Source organism: Pseudoalteromonas sp. BSi20480 (assembly GCF_000241365.1).
Classification (GTDB): domain Bacteria; phylum Pseudomonadota; class Gammaproteobacteria; order Enterobacterales; family Alteromonadaceae; genus Pseudoalteromonas; species Pseudoalteromonas marina.
On the sequence record NZ_BADX01000163.1, the window covers coordinates 1 to 17,836 of the forward strand.

Consider the following 17,836-nt stretch of genomic DNA (forward strand, 5'->3'; position numbering starts at 1 on the left):
ATAGCAAAGCTCGTTCAGACCCTTACAAAGATCCATTTAAACCCATTCCAAAAGATAGAGAAGGGTTTTCTTTTACAAAATTAGGTTTAAAAATTGATTCTGCATTAGTCAACTTTGTCAGTTTGGAGAATAAGCAACAACGCCAAGTGTGTAGAAAGGTGAGTAAAAGTTTAAAAGAGTGTGTAGAACTAAATAAGCCAGAACTACACACTAACGGGACTACGCAGTTAAAAACTGACTATGAAATAATAAGTGTTGGTCAATAAAACTACTTATAAAGAAGTAACTATGATCGTAACCTTCTTGCATTTCAAGCGTTAGCGGGTAACTCTTATCGTGAGCGATAGCCACTAGGTTTTGTGGTTTAAGTTGCTCCTCTAAAAAGCCATCGGCATCACCCTGCGATACTAGCATAGGTAGGTAATCGTCCTGCTTTGCTAGTTTCATCAACTCACACGTATCGTATTGAGCCCAGAGCTCTTTGTCAGTGCCTAAATAACCGTTAAACGCTTTTGTGCCCCATGGGCAATTTATTGGGTTAACGATTGGGCTAAACGCAGAGGTACTTACATAGGCTTGTGGGTTTTTAAGAGCAACCATTAAAGCACCGTGCCCACCCATAGAATGACCACTAATGGCTTTAGTACTTGTTACCGGAAAATGCTGTTCAATAAGTGCTGGTAGCTCATCAACTACATAGTCGTACATATTAAAATGTGTGTTGAAGGGCGCTTGCGTAGCATTAACATAAAAACCAGCACCTTGAGCGAAGTCATAACTATCTTCATTGGGTACGTTATCGCCACGCGGGCTTGTATCGGGTGCCACTATTGCAATACCCAGCTCGGCAGCTTTTTTAAATGCGCCCGCTTTTTGCATAAAGTTTTCGTCGGTACAGGTTAAACCCGATAGCCAATAAAGCACAGGGACTTTGTTTGTTTCACTTGCACCCGGTGGTAAAAATACCGCAAAACGCATTGTGCAATGGGTACTTGTTGCAGCGTGAGTGTATTGCTTATGCCAACCACCGGCTACTTTTGTACTTGAGATATTCTCTAACATAATAATCCTTAAAAGCCGCAAACATTCAAGTTTTACGGCTTTATATCAAGTCGTTTACTAAGTGCTTTTTAGTAATGAATTACAGTACGAATACTCTTGCCTTCGTGCATTAAATCAAATGCGTCGTTAATTTCTTCAAGGCTCATTGTATGAGTAATAAAGTCGTTTAAGGCAAATTCGCCTGCCATGTAGCGCTCAACTATTTCAGGAAGTTGCGAGCGGCCTTTAACGCCACCAAATGCACTACCACGCCATACACGACCAGTAACAAGCTGGAAAGGACGAGTTGAAATTTCTTGGCCAGCACCGGCTACACCAATAATTACCGATTCCCCCCAGCCTTTATGACAACACTCAAGGGCAGAGCGCATTACATCAACGTTACCAATACATTCAAATGAGTAATCAACGCCACCGTCAGTCATTTCAACGATCACTTCTTGAATTGGCTTGTCGAAATCTTTAGGGTTTATTAAGTCGGTTGCGCCAAGCTTAGTAGCAAGGTCAAATTTACTGGTGTTAATGTCTACACCAATAATACGACTCGCGCCCGCCATTTTTGCACCAATAATGGCTGATAAACCAATGCCGCCAAGGCCGAATATCGCGACTGTATCGCCTTCTTTTACTTTAGCAGTGTTAGTTACAGCACCCATACCGGTGGTAACACCACACCCTAATAAACAAATTTCTTCTAAAGAGGCTTCTTTGTTTACTTTGGCCAGTGAAATTTCTGGAAGTACTGTGTACTCAGAAAATGTAGACGTACCCATATAGTGGTAAATTGGTTGGCCGTCTTTAAAAAAGCGCGTTGTGCCGTCTGGCATTAAACCTTTACCTTGTGTTTCGCGTACTGCAGAGCAAAGGTTAGTTTTGCCTGATGTACACATTTTACACTCACCACATTCAGCGGTATAAAGTGGAATTACATGATCCCCCACTTCAACACTTGTTACACCTTCGCCAACGGCATAAACAACGCCTGCGCCTTCGTGGCCTAAAATAGCTGGGAATATACCTTCTGGATCTTCACCTGATAACGTAAATGCATCGGTATGACAAACACCAGTAGCAGTAATTTTTACCATTACTTCGCCTTTTTTAGGCATCATTACATCAACTTCTTCAACGCTTAAAGGTTGGTTAGGGCCCCAAGCAATCGCCGCTTTTGATTTAATAAAATCAGACATGTGTTTATCCTTAGTAGTGTTATTTAATATCAATTGTAGACCCATTTTGTTTGGGTGATGGGACTATTGTATTTGTTTCTCATATAATGATAATCTCTTATTTATTAAAACACTTTTACAGTATGGTAATAATGGCGCGTTGGGATGGGATTGACGAATTTATAGCAGTCGGTGAGGAAGGAAGCTTTACTGCTGCAGCTAGGATATTGGGCCTTTCGGTTGCGCATATTAGCCGTCATGTAACCGCCCTTGAGCAACGTTTAAATACCCAGCTTTTAACGCGCACCACACGAAAAGTTGTTCTTACCAAAGAAGGTGAGGTTTTTTTACACCAAATAAAACACTTACAGCATGCAATGGACGATGCTACGCAGGGCCTTGCATCACATCAAACAACCCCTAAAGGAAAAATTAAACTAACAGCCCCGGTAATGTTCGGCGAAACTTTTATTATGCCTATTGTGCACAATTTTATGCACGATCACCCCGATGTTGAAGTTATTGCAAACCTAAGTAACGAACAAGAAGATTTACTTGAAGGCGGGTTTGATTTAGCAATAAGGTTAGGCCATTTAAAAGATTCGAGCTTAAAAGCGCGAAGATTAAGTGAACGGCGCTTTATTATGTGTGCATCGCCTTCTTATTTAAGGCGCTTTGGTGAGCCACATACCTTAGGTGAGCTACATAACCACCAGTGTTTAGTAGGTAATAGTAGTTATTGGCGTGTAAACGAAAATGAGCGTGAAAAACACATTAAAATTGCTGGCAGATTACATTGCAACAGTGGTTGGGCACTTGTTGATGGCGCTAAAAAAGGCTTAGGTATTGTGCAACTCCCTGATTATTATATAGATAATGAGCTTAATAGTGGTGAGTTAGTGCCTATTTTAACGTCTTACCAACCCAAGCAAGAAGGTGTGTGGGGGGTTTATCCACCACGTCAGTTTGTAGCTACCAATGTACGTGTATTGCTAGACTATTTAGTTGCTGGCCTTAAAGAATAAATTGCACTAAATAAATTGCTGAAAAATCATCCAAGTCTCAGATTTATAAATTATTTCTTACATTTATGGTCATATTCAATTGTGCTAACTTCGTGCTACTATAACCCCACACTTTTAGCATAAATGTTTTAAATTATATGTTTCAACCGGTTAGCTTATTTATAGGACTTAGATACAGCCGCTCCTCAAAAGGGAATGCGTTTATATCGTTTATTTCTTTTTTTCTATTGCCGGTATTGCTATTGGTTTAATGGCTTTATTTACTGTAAGCAGTGTAATGAATGGGTTTGAGCATAGCTTAAAAACTAATATGCTTGGCCTTATTCCGCACATTGAAGTTAAATCTGATCAGCACACCCCAGAGCAAATAACGAGTTTAAAGGCAGCTCTTACTAAATCGTCTTATGTGAAACATGTTAATTTGTATCGCCAAGGCGAAGCTATTTTGCAAACCAATAAAGATCTTCACGGTGTATTACTGCAAGGTTTATATGACAATAACGGTGCGTTATACAAAGTTACTGAGAAAATAGTACAAGGCAATTGGCAAACAGTACTTAATAGTAATTATAACATTGCTATAAGCCGCTATTTGAGTCGGAAGTTAGGTGTTGGTTTAGGTGATAAACTTCGTGTGATCATGCCAAATGCATCTACTTATACTCCTTTGGGGCGTGTGCCTAGCCAGCGTTTATTTAAAGTTGCAGCAATATACGAAACGGGCTCTGAAATAGACATGGCACTCGCTTTCACAAGTGGGCCATCGCTTCAGCGTGTTTTAAAGTTAAATAAAAATGTTGCCCCAAATTTAAGTGTGTCACTTTTTGAACCCTTTGAATTGGACGAATTTACGGACGCAAGCCAACTTATATTAAAAGGTTACAACTATTCAGATTGGCGAAGCAGCCAAGGCACTTTATTTGCCGCAGTAGCAATGGAAAAGCGGATCATGTCCATGTTACTTGCACTTATTGTACTGGTCGCTGTGTTTAATATTGTATCTGCCTTAACAATGATGGTGAGTGAAAAACAAGGGGAAGTTGCGATACTTCAAACACTTGGGCTTACACCATCGCAGGTGCAAAAAGTATTTATGGTTCAAGGTCTTTACAATGGCGTTATTGGAACATTAATCGGCGCTTTTTTTGGGGTGCTACTGAGTTTATACATAAATGAGCTTCTTGAATTAGTTGGCCTGAGTCTACTTGCTGGCATTGAACTACCTGTGAAATTTGATGTGCTTAGTTTAGTAATAATTGCGTTTGCCAGTATTGCTATGAGCTTTTTAGCTACCTTATATCCTGCGCGCAAAGCCGCAAAAGTAAAACCAGCAGAGGTATTGCGTTATGAATAATTTAGTAATTAGTTGTGAAAATTTAAGCAAAGTATACCAAGATGGCAACAACCAAGTTGAAGTGCTAAAGGGCGTGGATTTAGCGCTACAGCAAGGTGAAATGCTTGCTATTGTAGGTAGTTCTGGTTCTGGTAAAAGTACGCTTTTGCATATACTCGGTACGCTTGATACTGCCACTGCAGGTATTGCGAAAATTAAAAATCAAGAAGTTGCTAAGTTATCTCGTACTGAACAAGCAGCTTTTAGAAACCAAAATTTAGGTTTCATTTATCAGTTTCACCATTTATTGATGGAGTTTAGTGCTGTAGAAAATGTAGCAATGCCTTTGCTAATAAAAGGCTTAACGGCAAAAGAAGCAAAAGTACAGGCGCTCGACATGCTTGAAAAAGTGGGTCTTGCACATCGAAGTGATCATAAACCTTCTGCACTTTCAGGAGGAGAGCGTCAACGAGTTGCTATTGCCCGTGCTTTGGTTACTAAACCTGCGTTGGTTCTTGCTGATGAGCCAACAGGTAATTTAGACAAGCAAAATGCGATTAAAATTTATGATTTAATAAATGAGCTAAACCAGAGTTTAAACACGAGCTTTGTAGTGGTAACTCATGATTTAGAGCTTGCTGATAAACTAGGTAAAATAGCTTATTTAGATGACGGTAAACTATCGGTAAAAGAGTCACAATATGTTGCTTAGTGCATTTTTAAGTAAACGTTTTAGAGCATACTCAGGTCATAAAGACGAAAAAAACGGGTTTGTTAGTTTTATAGCTAAAGCGTCTACTATAGGTATTTTATTGGGGGTCGCTGTTTTAATTGTTGCCCTTTCAGTAATTAATGGCTTTGAACAACAATTAGTCCATCGTTTACTAAGCGTAGTACCTCAGGTTGAATATGTTGCACCAAGCAGACCTATTGCTAATTGGCAGCTAAAAGTAGCTAATATAGAAAGTCAGCCGCATGTAACGGGAGCAGCCCCATTTATCGCGGTTAATGGTATGGCGCAGTATAAAAGCCAATTAAAAGCGGTCGAAATACGCGGTGTTAGCCCTTCTTATGAGGGCAATGTTTCTGCAGTTAACCAGTTTGGAACAGGTAAATTAGTAAGCCAATTATCCTCTGAAGAGGTTATTTTAGGCCAACAAATAGTAAAGCAACTTGACGCAAAAGTGGGCGACAATATTACTTTGCTAATTCCTCAGGTTGGGCAAGCAGGTGGTCAGTTATTAGCACCTAAACGCGTTACCCTGAGCCTTGCAGGTGTTATTGAAATGGGCGGCCCAATTGACAGCACGGCTGCTTTTATACATTTGGGCAAAGCGCAGCAAACACTTGGCTACGACGAAACCCAAGTTACAGGTTTAAGGTTAAGTGTTGATGATGTGTTTTCAGCGCATCAAATAGCGCTTAATGTAGGGCAAACCATTAGCGATTATGTCTATATTTCTAGTTGGTTTAGAACACAAGGTAGCTTATATCAAGATATACAAATGGTTCGTACCATTGTTTATATTGTTGTGTTTTTAATTATTGCTGTTGCGAGTTTTAATATTGTGTCTTCTCTTGTCATGGAAGTGCGTGAAAAAGAAGGCAATATCGCAATTTTAAAAACAATGGGCGCTAAAGACAGTACTATTTTAGCAACCTTTGTAATGCAGGGATTAACGCAAGCGTTTGTGGGTGTCTTACTTGGCTCGTTCATTGGTGTTGTATTAGCATTAAACATAAGTGAATTATTTGCTTGGCTGAGCCAGCTAATGGGTGCTAATCCGCTTGAAGGGGTTTATTTTATAGAATTTTTACCTAGTAAATTAGTACTTAGTGATATTGGTATAACTGTAATAGTCACTTTTGTCTTAGCAATTTTTGCCACTATTTACCCTGCTTGGCAAGCTACACGAGTAGACCCTGCAAAAGTGTTGGGTAACTAAATAACCCATGTTCAGAAACTTATATAACTATTAAAAGGATTTAATATGCTTGCTACATACAGAACGATGCACTTTGTATATGTACAATGGCTTAGGAAACGCTCTAAAACGGCCAGTGGCGTTGATGGTGTTTTTGCTTTTTCTCTTATTATATTTATAAACAGCCTTTCACTGCTAGGGTTAATATCCCCAGCTACTATTGATTTTATTATGAGCCAGTCAAAACTTGTTGTTTGCACGAGTGGTATAGTTATTAGTATTGCTATTGTCATATTAAACCAAATTTGTTTAGGCGACAGAAGCAAGTATATTAATAATGTGAAGTTTGTACTTAATAAAAAGTCACAGAAAATACTATTGAAAATGACTTTATTGTGGTTATTTGGATCTATATTTATGTTTTTTTATATTATATTTTTAATTAGCTGATAGCTAAAAAGTATTTGGTGTCTAGAAGGGTTGTTAGATTACTCCCTACATGAATTAAAAGTAGGGAGTGTTTGTTAAAACTGATAAACTGGCAAGCTATTAGAGCTGAGCAAATAATGCTTAGTTGCCTTTCCCTTATTTTGGATTATATTTTGACAAATAACGATATTTTACGCCGTATTCGCTATACCTTTAATTTAACCAATACTGCCGTGGTTGACATTTTTGCTGCGGTAGAGGCTACAGTAAAAACAGAGCAAGTCATTGCGTGGTTAACAAAAGAGGGCGAGCAAGAGTTTGTTAAAATTTCAGACACTGAGTTTGCAACCTTCCTAAACGGGTTTATTAATACCAAACGAGGTAAACGCGAGGGTGCGCAGCCAATACCAGAGAGTAAGCTCAATAATAATATTATTTTTATGAAGTTACGCATTGCTTTAAACATGAAGGCTGAAGATGTAATAGCCACGCTTGCATTGGTTGATTTTGATTTAAGCAAACACGAATTAAGTGCGTTTTCTCGTAAAGTAGACAACAAGCATTACCGGGTGTGTAACGATCAAATACTTCGTTTATTTTTAACCGGTGTACAGCAACAACACCGCCCTGAATAATTGCTAATAATTATTTTGGCTTAAAAACGTTGTGAAAAACAACATTTTTAAGCCAGTCATTATAAGTGTTTACTAAGATTGTAATTAATCTAACTTAGCGATAATATTTAAAAGTTAACTTTGCTAAACCAATCTAAGTGCATTAAAAACCAAGTGTCATAAAAACACAATCATATCCGTTTTAAGTTCGCTATTTCCAGGTAACGAAAATACAAAAAGGAATTTAGAATGCAATTAATACCCTCAACATTTTATTTTCCACCCGACAAAGAAAAAGACTTCCAGCATCAACTTAATAAAAGCACCGTTCACTTTGCTAATATAGCCTTGTATTTAGCTGCTTTATTTTTAACGATTTTGGTTATTCTTTCGTGGTTGAATGATGAGCAATCTTTATACTCTGTCATTAATGTTTTAAGACTATCGATGGTTTGTTTGTCGTTTGTATTGGTTTATGTAAACAATAAATTAAAGGCAAAATACTTACATTATCGTTGTTTTGCTTATGGCGTTTTATTTTGTGTTTTATTTGGGTATTTATTTTGGTCCTTTGTCGGATTATATGGTTATTTAAACGAGGGAGGGCCTATGCTTGTAGTGGCTTCCTTTTCTGCAATACCCATGCTTCATTTAGGCCATAAACTTATTTTATGGACAATTACGGGGTTAAGCCTTCTAAGTGTTCATTTGTTTTCATCCACGCCAATAATATGGAGCCTTTACTTTTACATTAGCATTGTGATTGTAATGGCGTGTATTCAATATCAACTGGATATACTTTTACGTAAACAATATGAAGCTGAGCTTGTTGAAACACAAAAAGCAAACATTGATCAACTAACGGGGTTATATAATAGACACAGTTTTGACTCAGAATGTAAACGCTTAATGAATCAAATAAAGCCATCTCAGTCGCTAGCGCTTGCTATGGTTGATATCGATGACTTTAAAAAATATAACGATAATTACGGGCATTTAGATGGCGATAACATACTCATTGATGTTGCGAGCCGATTAAAAAAACTCCAGGCAGATATCGTTGTTAGATTTGGTGGTGAAGAATTTATCTTAGTTAAAATTTTAGATCAAAATAATTTAGACTGGCTTGATGATTTACCCAATCTTTTTGCTACAAATACGATAAGTCACGAATACTCAACATTTAAACGTGTAACTGTTTCTGCTGGCGTTGTCGTAGCTGATTTTTCCGCCCTTTGTCCAGACATTAAAGCATTGCTATCTGTAGCCGATAAAGCGATGTACAAAGCAAAAAATACAGGTAAAAATAAAGTAATTAAAGATTACATATAAAAATGGCCCAACATTTATATTGTGTCATGCTGGGCAAGTTTACATTATGAAAATAATTTACTTGATAATACTTCTTGCATTTGTTCTCGCATTTTGAACTTTTGTAGTTTGCCTGTCACTGTCATAGGGTAACTTTCTACAAAGCGAATATACCTAGGCATTTTAAAGTAGGCGAGTTTGTCATGTAAAAATGCACGGATCGCTTGTTCATCGAGTGTTGTATCTTCTTTTGGTTGGATCCACGCACACACTTCTTCACCGTATTTTTCATCGCTGATACCAAATACAGCGGCGTCTTGTATGCCTGGATAAGTATAAAGCACCTCTTCAATTTCTCGAGGGTAAACGTTTTCACCACCACGGATAATCATGTCTTTAATTCGCCCAACAATACTCACAAATCCTTCGCTATCCATAACACCTAAATCGCCTGAATGAAGCCAGCCGTCACTATCTATTGTGGCTTTTGTTTTTTCTTCGTCATTCCAATAGCAGCGCATTATTCCTACGCCTTTGGAGCATACTTCACCGGGTAAACCTATTTTTTGAATGTTACCCAGTTCATCAATAATTTTAACCTCAGTATGTGCAAGGGCGCGGCCAACGGTTGTTACTTGGCGCTCTATTGATGAATCAGTTTCGGTTATATTATTGATTGGGCTGCATTCAGTTTGCCCATAGGCAATTAAAACCTGATGCATATTCATTTGTGTTTGAACTTTTCGCATGACTTGTTCGGGGCAAGTAGAGCCTGCCATAACGCCGGTTCTGAGTGTACTCAAGTCATATTCACTAAAGGTACTGAGCTCAAGTTGACTAATAAACATAGTGGGAACACCGTGCAATGCTGTACAGCCTTCTTGTTCAATTACATCAAGCGTTGTTTTGGCGTCAAACGAATCACTCGGATAAATGGCTGCGGCGCCTTTTGTAACGCATAAAAGACTACCTAAAACCATACCAAAGCAATGATATAAAGGCACTGGAATACAAAGCTTGTCGTGCTCAGTAAAATGCATAGAATCGCCAACAAAAAGCGCATTATTTAATATGTTTTTGTGAGTGAGTGTAGCGCCTTTTGGGTTACCTGTTGTGCCTGAAGTAAATTGTATATTTATATCCTGTTCGGCATTTAAATTTGCAGCAATAGCATTAAGTTCAAGCTCATGAGCTGGCGTTGCCATACGCATAATATCGGAAAACGAAAACATGCCAGCGCTTACTTCATTACCAATACGAATTACATTCTTAAGATTGGGCAGAGCTTTAGCTGAAAGCTTGCCACTGTCACAATGTTTAAGTTCTGGCGCTAGACTATTTAGCATTTCTATATAGTTGCTGGCTTTAAATTGTGAAGCGGTAATGAGTGTTGAACATTCAACGCTATTTAATGCATATTGAAGTTCATTTGGCCGATAGGCTGGGTTAATGCAAACCATAATGGCACCAATTTTTGCGGTAGCGAATTGAGTTAAGCACCACTGTATATTATTAGGTGACCATATTCCGACCCGATCGCCTGGCTTAACACCGATTGCTAATAGCCCCATAGCGAGTTGATTAACCTCTTTTTGAAATTCTTTGTAGGTTAAACGAATGTTTTGATGATTGACCACTACCGCAAGCGAGTTAGGGTTTTTGTCGACAATGAAGTCGAAGTAGGCACCAATGGTTTTATTGGTTAAAGCTGTATTTTGTGAGCCTTTAAAATAGCTTTTGGACAACGGTAGTGAATTTATTACTTCTACTTCTTTAACTGTTTTATGTTGTGTGTGCATGTTTTTCTCCGTGTCGATGTGTGTGTATTACATAAACTAGGAACTAAACAAACACACATTGTCGACAAAAAGAAGGGTGGTTAGACTAATGTATTATAAGTAAAGATATAGCCAGTAAAATAGTAGCAATAAAAAACGACGCCATATTGGCGCGTTCATAATTTAAAAAACTTTAAACGTTTTAAATTACATTTCGTCACTACGATACGTTTTTTTCATTATGTATACGTAGGCGTTCACAAATGCATTTTCTTGGTACTTTTTAAGGCCTGTTTCCTCAAATGCTATTGGGATAGGGTTACGCTTAACTTGCTCTTTAATCTCTGTAGTTGAGAATACGCGAACATCAAGGTTTTCAATGAGCTGAATAGCGGTTTCCATTTTAAAACCTTTCGCACTGCCGGCAAATTTACCTTTTGGTTGGCGTTCGCGAATGGCAACAGAGTCAATTTGGTAATCTTGCATTAGCTTTGCAAAATCAAATTGAAATTTGCGCATTATTTCAGTGTCGTTACCATTACCTAAGGTAAAACGTGTTTGACGCACATCGCGAATATCAAAAACGTCGTTATCTTTACTTAAAATACAAAGTAGTACGTCACTACCGGTAATTTCTACACCACATGTTCTCATTGCTGTTCTCTAATAAAACTTAATTATTGCGTATTATACGCAACATCGAATAAATTGCGAGAATAAGCAATAAGGTGAATTCTTACTATGCATTTCTCAAAATTGTCATCGTTTTTATTTATATTTACAAACTTACGCAAAATAACATTGATTACAGCGCCTTTAAACTTGTAATTGTTTCTCGCTCACGCGACAATATATTTTTGTAGTTGAGCAGACTCAGCATCTACATCAGCCTGTTAGGCGAAAAATAGTCAATGCTTATTCGTAAGAGCGTTGTCGAGTCATTCTCATTTAATTTTATTTAAAATACACGTGATACATTGTAGGTGTCACCACTGTATGTAAGGATTTATAATGCCAGTTATTACCCTTCCTGACGGCAGTCAGCGTAGTTTTGAAAACCCTGTAAGTACCCTTGATGTTGCAAACGATATTGGTCCAGGCCTAGCTAAAGCAACCATTGCTGGTCGTGTTAATGGCGACCGTGTTGATGCGTGTGAGCTAATTAATGATGATGCACGCCTTGAGATCATCACAGCAAAAGATGAAGACGGACTTGAGATTATTCGTCACTCGTGTGCTCACTTAATAGGTCATGCGGTTAAGCAACTTTTCCCCGAAGCAAAAATGGCCATTGGCCCTACTATTGATAACGGCTTTTACTACGATATCGATTTAGATCATTCTTTGTCACAAGATGACTTAGATGCCATTGAAAAGCGTATGCTGCAACTTGCAAAAACAAACTATGACGTAGTGAAAAAAACAGTAAGCTGGCAAGAAGCTCGCGATACGTTTGAAGCGCGTGGCGAAACATACAAAATTGAAATTTTGGACGAGAACATTGCAAAAGATGATCGCCCAGGATTATACCACCACGAAGAATACGTAGATATGTGTCGTGGTCCTCATGTACCTAACATGAAATTCTGCCAAAACTTCAAAATAATGAAAGTAGCAGGTGCGTACTGGCGTGGTGATTCTGAAAATAAAATGTTACAGCGCATTTACGGCACTGCGTGGGGCGATAAAAAGCAACTTAAAGCGTATTTAAAGCGTTTAGAAGAAGCTGAAAAGCGTGATCACCGTCGTATTGGTAAGGCTCTAGATTTATGGCACTGGCAAGAAGAAGCGCCAGGTATGGTATTTTGGCACAACGATGGTTGGAGCATTTACCGTGAGCTTGAAGAGTTTGTTCGTGAAAAATTACGTGAATACCAATACGAAGAAGTAAAAGGTCCAATGATGATGGACCGATCTTTGTGGGAAAAATCTGGTCACTGGGAAAAATACTCAGACGCCATGTTCACCACAGAGTCTGAAAAGCGCGAATACGCTATTAAACCAATGAACTGCCCGGGTCACGTGCAAATTTTTAACCAAGGTTTAAAATCGTACCGTGATTTACCACTGCGTATGGCCGAGTTTGGTTGTTGTCACCGTAACGAACCATCAGGCGCTTTACACGGCTTAATGCGTGTACGTGGCTTTACACAAGATGATGCTCACGTGTTCTGTACAGAAGAGCAAGTAATGGACGAGGTTTCAGCGTGTATTAAGATGGTTTATGATACCTATGAAACATTCGGTTTTGACAAAATTGTAGTTAAGCTTTCTACGCGTCCTGAAAAACGTATCGGTGACGATGAAATTTGGGACAAAGCAGAGGTTGCATTAGCTGATGCACTTAAGGCAAACGACATTGAATTTGATTACCTACCAGGTGAAGGTGCCTTTTACGGACCTAAAATTGAATTTACTTTGTACGATTGTTTAGACAGAGCGTGGCAATGTGGTACAGTGCAACTAGATTTTGCACTTCCGGGTCGTTTAGGCGCTACTTATGTAGCAGAAAACAACGAACGACGCACTCCAGTTATGATACACCGTGCTATTTTAGGCTCAATTGAGCGCTTTATCGGTATTTTAACTGAAGAATACGCTGGTTTATTCCCAACGTGGCTTGCTCCAAAGCAAGTGGTAATTATGAATATTACCGATAAACAAGCAGATTACGTGCACGAAATTGTACAAAAATTAAATAAACTTGGAATTAGAGCCGCTGCTGACTTGAGAAATGAGAAGATTGGCTTTAAAATCCGTGAGCATACATTAAAGCGTATACCTTACTTACTGGTTGTTGGCGACAAAGAAGTTGAACAACAAGAAGTAGCGGTTCGTACGCGAACAGGTGAAGACCTGGGTAAATTTAATGTCGATGACTTTGTAGCTAAAATAAGCGAAGAGATTAAAAATCGACAGTAAAAATCGAGCGTGTAGGGCTGTAACTAAAAGTCATCTACACGCTTATATTATTGATATTCTTGGAGGAACGTACCATTAGAGGCGGCAAGAAAGGGCAACAAACAGCTCAAAAAAATCGTATTAACGAAGAAATTACAGCTCAAGAAGTTCGTTTAATCGACATCGACGGCGAACAAGCTGGCATTCAGTCATTAAAAGACGCACAAGCTATGGCTGATGCAGCGGGTGTTGATCTTGTAGAGATTAGCCCAAACGCTGAGCCGCCTGTTTGTAAGGTTATGGACTACGGTAAGTTCATCTTTGAAAAAAGCAAAGAACTGAAAGAGCAGAAGAAGAAGCAAAAGCAAATCCAGATTAAAGAAATCAAATTCCGTCCTGGTACGGATGAAGGTGATTATCAGGTTAAGCTTCGCAACTTACGTAAGTTCTTAGAAGCTGGCGATAAAGCTAAAATTACCATCCGCTTCCGTGGCCGTGAAATGGCTCACCAAGAAATTGGCATCGAACTATTAAACCGCGTTAAAGGCGATTTAGAAGATTTAGCAGTCGTTGAGTCTTTCCCAAATCGCGTCGAAGGCCGTCAAATGGTTATGATGATGGCACCTATTGCTAAAAAGTAATTTTTAAGTAATAATGCGCACCGAATTTAGCTCAGGTCTGCAAGCAATATGCAAATATTCACCTGAGTTAACCGGTTTTAAAGTAAAGTTGCAGCATTTTATGCTGGGCTTTCACCGGAACATGGCAGTAAGTTAGGCCTAAAAGTGGAGCTATAGAAATATACCTCACGCCTGCTTACTAATTTAAAGGCAATACAATTGGAGTTATTGCAATGGCTTATAAGCTAAAAAGTCACAGTGGCGCTGCTAAGCGTTTCAAAAAGACTGCTTCTGGCGGTTTCAAGCGTAAACAAGCGCATCTTCGTCATATTCTGACTAAGAAAACTTCTAAGCGTAAGTTACACCTACGTCCTAAGATGATGGTTCATAAAAATGACCATGGTCTAGTTTCACGTATGTTACCGTTCGCTTAATAGGGGTTTTTAGAAATGGCAAGAGTTAAACGCGGCGTTGTCGCACGTGCACGTCACAAAAAAGTTTTAAAACAAGCAAAAGGTTACTACGGAGCACGTTCACGTGTTTACCGCGTAGCTTTCCAGGCTGTTACTAAAGCGGGTCAATACGCTTACCGTGACCGTCGTGCGAAGAAACGTACTTTCCGTCAATTATGGATTGCACGTATCAATGCTGCTTCACGTCAAAATGGTCTGTCTTACAGCCGTTTTATCAATGGTCTTAAAAAGACTTCTGTAGAAATCGATCGTAAGATCCTTGCAGATATCGCAGTTTACGACCAAGTTGCATTCGCAGCGCTTGTAGAAAAAGCTAAAGAAGGCCTAGCCGCTTAAGCTTTTTTATAAGAACTGAAAAGGAGCCCATTGGCTCCTTTTTTTGTGCCTAAAATTCGCTATGAAAACCCCACCACATAAAAGCTATTCTAAGTTCCCGAGTAAGATAAGCTGTTATTAATTTAAAGACCCAGCTGTATTTAATTAGATGCTAATTGTGCTGAAATACTAATAAAGCATTTTTGATCCATTATTAACTTACCTTAGGCTGTGTTTTTTGTTGAACTACCGCAGTTTTTTCGTAACGATCAGTTAAGTTGTTATAATTTGGCCATTAAAGCGTTTTTTTGAGAATAATATGTTAGCCAGCTTACTCTTTTTATCTGCAAGTATGACTTACGACAGCCATTTACCACCTTTGCTACCTTGGCAAGGACAAAGCTTATCGCTGATACAACAGGCAGGTCCTCTGACAACGGATTTTGAACTTTCAGATGGTTATATATCTCCTGACTACAAAAACACAATGGCTTTTGTAGAGCGTTTAGTTGCTGCAAACCCAACTCAATTCAAATCGCAAATAATTGGTTATAGTAATAGTAAGCGCGCTATTAAAATGGTTGTAGCGAGTGAGCAAGGTTTTTTTGATGCAGATCAGCTTGCTAATAGCACCAAGCCTACAGTACTTGTTCAAGCGGGAATTCATGCTGGTGAGATTGACGGTAAAGACGCCATGTTTATGTTGTTACGCGATATAGCGACAGGCAAACGCAGGGATATTTTAAAGAAAGTAAATATTTTGTTTATCCCAATTTTAAACGTTGACGGACATGAAAGAAGCGGCCACTTCAACCGTATTAATCAACGCGGCCCAAGTAAAATGGGTTTTAGAACTAATGCAAATAATTTAAATTTAAACCGTGACTTTACAAAACTTGATACACCCGAAGTTAAAAGTGTTTTGAAGGTTATTAATGACTATAACCCAAATCTGTATGTTGATGTGCACGTTACTGACGGTGCAGATTATCAATACGATGTCACCTATGGGTATAACCCGGTTTTTGCGAGCGAATCACCTGCTATATCAGCTGCGCTAGACCAATACTTCAAACCTGTAATAGATGAAAAATTAGCATCGCAAGGCCATATACCTGGACCACTTGTATTTGTTATGAATAAGCGAAACTTTAAAGAAGGGCTTGCAGGTTGGGTTGCTACACCACGGTTTTCAAATGGTTGGGGCGACTTAAAGTCTTTACCTACAATTTTAGTCGAAAACCATTCCCTGAAACCCTATAAGCAACGTGTTTTAGGAACTTATGTATTTATTGATGGTGCAATTGATGCCTTATCAAATCACAGCCATGAACTAGCTAATGCAGTAAAAAAAGAACAGGCATTTGTGCCAAAAGAACTTATTGTTCAACGAGGGTATAGTAAAACTCCTGTTGAAATTGAATTCAAAGGTATTCGTTATACCTCAAAAATGAGTACGTTATCAGGTCAAACAGAAGTTCAATATATTGGCGAGAAAGAAGACTATACAAACCTCCCTGTATATTGGCAAAAAGACGTACAAAAGCGTGTTGAAGTGCCTAAGGCATTTTTTATACCACCTGTTTACACTGATTTAATTGAGAAGTTATCGCTTCATGGTGTGTCTGTGAACAAATTAGTTGGTGAAAATACACAACCATTAAAACAGGCCAAAATAGATAAGTACTCTTTTGCTAAGTCACCGTTTGAAGGACGATTTAGAGTAACGGCTAATTTTGATTATAAGCCTGCTATTAATGTAAATTTAGACGGTTGGTTTGAAGTGACAACTCAACAAAAGGCAGGAGAATTAGCTGTTCATTTGCTGCACCCGGAGGCACCGGATTCATTTTTTGCATGGGGTGAGTTTAATACTGTTTTTCAACGAACAGAATACATGGAAAACTACGCGCTAATCCCGTTTGCCCGTCAAATGCTAAAAGATAATCCAAAACTTGCATTAGCATTTGATAAAAAGCTAAAAAATGATAAGTCATTCGCTAATGATGCTAATGCTCGCTTAAACTGGTTGTATGAGCATAGCCCGTTTTATGACCAAGCTTATTTAAAGTATCCAATACTTATGTCGTTTGAAGAAGAAATAGCAATACCAGAACAAAAAGATAAAGAAATATAGCGATGAAAATTATAACAATACCGGTGACACCTTTTTCACAAAATTGCAGAATAATAGCTTGCGAAAGTACTCAAGAAGCAATCGTTGTTGACCCCGGTGGTGACAGCGATAAGATAATTGCTACTTTAACGAGTAATAGTTTAACCTTAAAAGCTGTTTGGTTAACCCATGGGCACTTAGACCATGTTGGTGCAGCTGACGTGCTTCGTAGGCAGTTTGATATTAAAATTATTGGCCCGCACAAGGATGAACGTTTTTGGTTTGATAATTTACCAATGCAAGCTCAAATGTTTGGTTTTCCTCCTATTGATCCTTTTTACCCAGATGAGTGGCTATCGCATGGTGACACTTTGAGCCTAGGTAAATTAAAATTCGATGTAATGCATTGCCCAGGTCATACGCCAGGACATATTGTATTTTATGAACAAGATAATAAATGCGTAATTGTTGGTGACGTTATATTTAAAGGCTCTGTGGGTCGAACCGACTTTCCACAAGGCAATAGTCAACAACTTTTAGAATCTATTAAGGCTAATATATTAACCTTGCCGGTGAAGACCGCTATTTTGTCGGGGCATGGCAGCGAGACAACGGTAGAGCATGAAATTAAAACGAACCCTTTTGTGAGTGGGCAGTACGGATAGTGAGTTAAATGTATTAATTATGAATAATTTATACATAGAAAAACTAAAAATAAGCAGACTGTTTTTAAAAATGGTTGTATAATTTAACCAGTTTATTTGA

General features: G+C 38.5%; 17 protein-coding genes and 1 pseudogene. 14 read left to right on the plus strand and 4 right to left on the minus strand.

Annotated elements, in window-relative coordinates:
- Positions 1-266, plus strand: a 266-nt coding sequence (locus P20480_RS18750; protein ID WP_033025838.1) for a hypothetical protein, incomplete at its 5' end; no start/stop codon positions are given.
- Here the strand turns inward: P20480_RS18750 and fghA are convergent.
- Positions 220-1,062 (minus strand): S-formylglutathione hydrolase, encoded by an 843-nt coding sequence (fghA, locus tag P20480_RS02385; RefSeq protein ID WP_008132434.1) that lies wholly within the window; start codon positions 1,060-1,062, stop codon positions 220-222. The genes P20480_RS18750 and fghA overlap by 47 nt on opposite strands.
- Before the next feature lie 68 nt (positions 1,063-1,130).
- A complete protein-coding gene (locus P20480_RS02380) occupies positions 1,131-2,252 on the minus strand; it encodes an S-(hydroxymethyl)glutathione dehydrogenase/class III alcohol dehydrogenase (RefSeq protein ID WP_006794756.1) in 1,122 nt (373 codons plus the stop codon).
- Positions 2,253-2,383: 131 nt separating this feature from the next.
- Between P20480_RS02380 and P20480_RS02375 the strand changes: the two genes are divergently transcribed.
- The 7 genes and pseudogenes from P20480_RS02375 (at position 2,384) to P20480_RS02345 (ending at position 8,889) form a co-directional block, all read left to right on the plus strand.
- Positions 2,384-3,256: a LysR family transcriptional regulator gene (locus P20480_RS02375; protein ID WP_008132437.1), complete on the plus strand. Its 873-nt coding sequence runs from the start codon at positions 2,384-2,386 to the stop codon at positions 3,254-3,256.
- 137 nt (positions 3,257-3,393) lie between these two features.
- Positions 3,394-4,610, plus strand: a pseudogene (locus tag P20480_RS02370) (lipoprotein-releasing ABC transporter permease subunit).
- Positions 4,603-5,301, plus strand: a complete 699-nt coding sequence (gene lolD, locus P20480_RS02365) for a lipoprotein-releasing ABC transporter ATP-binding protein LolD (protein WP_006794753.1) — start codon at positions 4,603-4,605, stop codon at positions 5,299-5,301. The pseudogene P20480_RS02370 and the gene lolD overlap by 8 nt, the downstream one beginning before the upstream one ends.
- Entirely contained in the window at positions 5,291-6,535 is a 1,245-nt protein-coding gene (locus P20480_RS02360; RefSeq protein ID WP_008132441.1) for a lipoprotein-releasing ABC transporter permease subunit, read from the plus strand. The genes lolD and P20480_RS02360 overlap by 11 nt, the downstream gene beginning before the upstream one ends.
- Positions 6,536-6,580: 45 nt before the next feature.
- Positions 6,581-6,964 (plus strand): hypothetical protein, encoded by a 384-nt coding sequence (locus P20480_RS02355; protein WP_008132443.1) that lies wholly within the window; start codon positions 6,581-6,583, stop codon positions 6,962-6,964.
- A 152-nt stretch (positions 6,965-7,116) separates the two neighbouring features.
- Positions 7,117-7,578 (plus strand): YehS family protein, encoded by a 462-nt coding sequence (locus P20480_RS02350; protein ID WP_033025846.1) that lies wholly within the window; start codon positions 7,117-7,119, stop codon positions 7,576-7,578.
- A 228-nt stretch (positions 7,579-7,806) separates the two neighbouring features.
- Positions 7,807-8,889, plus strand: coding sequence for a GGDEF domain-containing protein (locus P20480_RS02345; RefSeq protein ID WP_008132446.1), 1,083 nt, complete (start codon positions 7,807-7,809; stop codon positions 8,887-8,889).
- A gap of 44 nt (positions 8,890-8,933) precedes the next feature.
- Here the strand turns inward: P20480_RS02345 and P20480_RS02340 are convergent, their stop codons facing one another.
- Both P20480_RS02340 and P20480_RS02335 read right to left on the minus strand, forming a co-directional pair.
- The gene (locus P20480_RS02340; protein ID WP_008132447.1) at positions 8,934-10,667 is read right to left on the minus strand and encodes an AMP-binding protein; all 1,734 of its coding nucleotides are present in this window, start codon (positions 10,665-10,667) and stop codon (positions 8,934-8,936) included.
- A gap of 186 nt (positions 10,668-10,853) precedes the next feature.
- Positions 10,854-11,300, minus strand: a complete 447-nt coding sequence (locus P20480_RS02335; protein WP_006794749.1) for a DUF3010 family protein — start codon at positions 11,298-11,300, stop codon at positions 10,854-10,856.
- A 357-nt stretch (positions 11,301-11,657) separates the two neighbouring features.
- Here P20480_RS02335 and thrS point away from each other — a divergent pair, with 357 nt between their 5' ends.
- From thrS to P20480_RS02310, 6 genes are all read left to right on the plus strand, one after another.
- Positions 11,658-13,568, plus strand: a complete 1,911-nt coding sequence (gene thrS / locus P20480_RS02330) for a threonine--tRNA ligase (protein ID WP_008132448.1) — start codon at positions 11,658-11,660, stop codon at positions 13,566-13,568.
- A gap of 59 nt (positions 13,569-13,627) precedes the next feature.
- Complete coding sequence (gene infC / locus P20480_RS02325; protein ID WP_006794470.1) at positions 13,628-14,188, plus strand: translation initiation factor IF-3; 561 nt, start codon at positions 13,628-13,630, stop codon at positions 14,186-14,188.
- Between the two features lie 212 nt (positions 14,189-14,400).
- Positions 14,401-14,601, plus strand: coding sequence for a 50S ribosomal protein L35 (gene rpmI, locus P20480_RS18755; protein ID WP_002960713.1), 201 nt, complete (start codon positions 14,401-14,403; stop codon positions 14,599-14,601).
- Positions 14,602-14,616: 15 nt separating this feature from the next.
- A complete protein-coding gene (gene rplT / locus P20480_RS02320; protein ID WP_002960711.1) occupies positions 14,617-14,976 on the plus strand; it encodes a 50S ribosomal protein L20 in 360 nt (119 codons plus the stop codon).
- Between the two features lie 298 nt (positions 14,977-15,274).
- Positions 15,275-17,092, plus strand: coding sequence for a M14 family metallopeptidase (locus tag P20480_RS02315; protein WP_008132456.1), 1,818 nt, complete (start codon positions 15,275-15,277; stop codon positions 17,090-17,092).
- Between the two features lie 2 nt (positions 17,093-17,094).
- Positions 17,095-17,736 (plus strand): MBL fold metallo-hydrolase, encoded by a 642-nt coding sequence (locus P20480_RS02310; protein ID WP_008132457.1) that lies wholly within the window; start codon positions 17,095-17,097, stop codon positions 17,734-17,736.
- Positions 17,737-17,836 lie beyond the last annotated feature (100 nt).

Coding starts and splice junctions, on each gene's coding strand:
- fghA (WP_008132434.1), bottom strand. CDS start 1,062: ATGTTAGAGAATATCTCAAGTACAAAAGTAGCCGGTGGTTGGCATAAG.
- P20480_RS02380 (WP_006794756.1), bottom strand. CDS start 2,252: ATGTCTGATTTTATTAAATCAAAAGCGGCGATTGCTTGGGGCCCTAAC.
- P20480_RS02375 (WP_008132437.1), top strand. CDS start 2,384: ATGGCGCGTTGGGATGGGATTGACGAATTTATAGCAGTCGGTGAGGAA.
- lolD (WP_006794753.1), top strand. CDS start 4,603: ATGAATAATTTAGTAATTAGTTGTGAAAATTTAAGCAAAGTATACCAA.
- P20480_RS02360 (WP_008132441.1), top strand. CDS start 5,291: ATGTTGCTTAGTGCATTTTTAAGTAAACGTTTTAGAGCATACTCAGGT.
- P20480_RS02355 (WP_008132443.1), top strand. CDS start 6,581: ATGCTTGCTACATACAGAACGATGCACTTTGTATATGTACAATGGCTT.
- P20480_RS02345 (WP_008132446.1), top strand. CDS start 7,807: ATGCAATTAATACCCTCAACATTTTATTTTCCACCCGACAAAGAAAAA.
- P20480_RS02340 (WP_008132447.1), bottom strand. CDS start 10,667: ATGCACACACAACATAAAACAGTTAAAGAAGTAGAAGTAATAAATTCA.
- P20480_RS02335 (WP_006794749.1), bottom strand. CDS start 11,300: ATGAGAACATGTGGTGTAGAAATTACCGGTAGTGACGTACTACTTTGT.
- thrS (WP_008132448.1), top strand. CDS start 11,658: ATGCCAGTTATTACCCTTCCTGACGGCAGTCAGCGTAGTTTTGAAAAC.
- rpmI (WP_002960713.1), top strand. CDS start 14,401: ATGGCTTATAAGCTAAAAAGTCACAGTGGCGCTGCTAAGCGTTTCAAA.
- rplT (WP_002960711.1), top strand. CDS start 14,617: ATGGCAAGAGTTAAACGCGGCGTTGTCGCACGTGCACGTCACAAAAAA.
- P20480_RS02315 (WP_008132456.1), top strand. CDS start 15,275: ATGTTAGCCAGCTTACTCTTTTTATCTGCAAGTATGACTTACGACAGC.
- P20480_RS02310 (WP_008132457.1), top strand. CDS start 17,095: ATGAAAATTATAACAATACCGGTGACACCTTTTTCACAAAATTGCAGA.